At 63.6% G+C, this 2,226-nt stretch carries 3 protein-coding genes; 2 read left to right on the top strand and 1 reads right to left on the bottom strand.

Annotated elements, in window-relative coordinates; genetic code table 11:
• Positions 1-227 precede the first annotated feature (227 nt).
• A complete protein-coding gene (locus EOA86_RS31575; RefSeq protein WP_127210733.1) occupies positions 228-683 on the top strand; it encodes a carboxymuconolactone decarboxylase family protein in 456 nt (151 codons plus the stop codon).
• 49 nt (positions 684-732) lie between these two features.
• On the opposite strand, the gene EOA86_RS31570 is transcribed toward EOA86_RS31575, so the two are convergent.
• On the bottom strand, positions 733-1,641 hold the full coding sequence (locus EOA86_RS31570) for a LysR family transcriptional regulator (RefSeq protein ID WP_128345187.1): 909 nt from the start codon (positions 1,639-1,641) through the stop codon (positions 733-735).
• A gap of 118 nt (positions 1,642-1,759) precedes the next feature.
• Between EOA86_RS31570 and EOA86_RS31565 the strand changes: the two genes are divergently transcribed.
• Positions 1,760-2,226 (top strand): nuclear transport factor 2 family protein (locus EOA86_RS31565; protein ID WP_128345185.1); only part of this gene is annotated, 467 nt, incomplete at its 3' end.

Below are 2,226 nucleotides of genomic sequence, written 5' to 3'. Positions count from 1 at the left end.
AATTCGAGTTGGTCATGCCCTAGCATCGGGCTCCTTGTAGCGAAAGCCGGAACTATTGGCTCAACGCGCGACAGGTCGTTGCCGTTTGCATTGCCGCCAATTTCCTGCTTGACATATTCATAACTTCAGAGTTATGGGTAAATCCATAGCTATCTAGTTATTGATTTGGCAGACAGGGCGCCGATCCCGGATGACTGGCATCGGGATCGGCAAACAAGGAGACCACGATGCAAGCAAGACTGAAAAACCCTGTGCTTCTCATTCCCGGCGCCCTGCAGGCGCTGCTCGCGCTGGACAAGTCGACGGAAACGGCTGACCTGCCCTACGTGACGCGCAAGCTCGTCCATTTGCGCGCCAGCCAGATCAACGGATGCAGCGTCTGTATCGACATGCATGCGCGTGAATTGAAGAAGGCCGGCGAAAAAGATGAGCGCGTCTTCACCGTGTCCGCCTGGCGGGAGACGCCTTACTTCACCGACGCCGAACGCGCGGCTCTTGCGCTTGCCGAGGCAACAACCCGGCTCTGCGACCGGCCCGACCCGGTGCCCGACACGATCTGGGACGAGGCCGCCCGGCATTATGACGAGAAGGCGCTTGCCGCCCTGGTGGTCCAGATTGCCCTGATCAACGCCTTCAATCGCCTCAACGCCGCCACTAGGCAGTTGGTTGGCACCTGGGGGTGAGGCGGACCGGCTCGCCGATATGCGCCGTGGCTGGTTTCGCGGCGGCGCATCAGATCCGCAAATTGTGAGCGTTCGCGCGCACGAAATCGATGAAGGCCCGCAGCTTGGGCGGGACGAGGCGGCGGCTGGGATAATAGAGGTGGAGCGGTTCGTAGGTGGGACAGAAAGGCTCCAGCACCTTGACCAGCGCGCCTGAGGCGAGAAGCGGCGCAGCGAGGCCTTCGACGGCAAAGGCTAGGCCAAGCCCTTGCGCGGCGGCGGTGATGCAGAGCGGAAGTGTGTTCACGACCAGACGTGCGTCGGGCGTGAACTCGACTTGGCGTCCGTCCACGACGAACTCCCAGGGCGAGATGGCGCGGGTGCGGGTGAAGGCGAAGGCGATGCAGCGGTGGGCGGCGAGGTCGGCGGGCCGCTTCGGCGTACCGTTACGCGCCAGATAGTCCGGGCTCCCCAACACGACGGTCTGGAGCGGCCCGCCCAGACGCGCGCCGATCATATCCTTCTCGAGAAGCTCGCCGATCCGCAGACCGGCATCGAAGCCCTGAGCGGCGATATCGACGAAATTGTCGTCGAAGATCAGGCTAAGCCGCACCTCCGGGTAAGCGTCCATGAACGGCCCCATCAGCGGCTCGATCAGCAGTGGTGCGGCGATCCATGGCAGGCTCAGGCGCAGTGTGCCGGCGGGGCGGTCGCGGGTCTCGCGCAGCGCCGCGCCAGCCGCCCGGATCTCTTCGGCCGCCGGGCGCACGTGGTCGAGGTAGTGGGCGCCGGCTTCGGTCAGGCCAACGCTGCGGGTCGTGCGGTTGAGAAGCCGCACCCCCAGACGCTCCTCGAGCCCCTTGACCGCCTCACTCAAAGAGGCCGGAGCGACGCCGAGTTCGGAGGCGGCGCGGGTGAAGCTCCTGGCCTCCGCTACCTTCACGAAGGCGACGATGCCGCTGAACTGGTCGAGGCGCATTATGAGGTTATTCCAAATAGCCTTGTCGAACTATACGGGTTTTTCCGGTGAAGAAAAAGCCTCATGCTGGGTCTAGCCTCGCCGTTGCGACGGCTCGAAAGGCAAGGAGACAGGATCGATGACCAGGCTCGCTTCGCTTGCCGCCGGCGCTCTCCTGGCGGTGTCTGCCGCTCCCGCGAACGGCGGTCCGCAGGAAGACCGCAACATCCAGCTGATCAAGGACTATTACGCAGCTTATGCGACCGGGAACCCGGAGGCCGTCCGGCCCTTCCTCGCGCCAGACATCGTCTGGCGCATTCCGGGCCATCATCCGCTGGCCGGCGACAAGCGCGGGCCGGAGGAAGTGGTCGCCTTCTTCCGTGGCCTGGCCGATGGCAAATTCAGGGCCGAGCCAATCTTCTTCCAGGCGCAGGGCGACCTCGTCGTCGACATCCATCGCGGCTGGTCGAACGTCGGCTCAGGTCCCAAGATCGACCAACTCTACGCCCTGATGTTTCGCATCAAGGACGGAAAGATCGCCGAGGCGCAGAATTTTTTGACCGACATGTACCAGTCGGACGCCTTCTACTGGACGCACTACCCGCT

The sequence above is a fragment of the Mesorhizobium sp. M5C.F.Ca.IN.020.32.2.1 genome, from assembly GCF_004023105.1.
GTDB lineage: Bacteria > Pseudomonadota > Alphaproteobacteria > Rhizobiales > Rhizobiaceae > Mesorhizobium > Mesorhizobium wenxiniae.
This window is presented reverse-complemented; position numbering and strand designations above follow the sequence as displayed.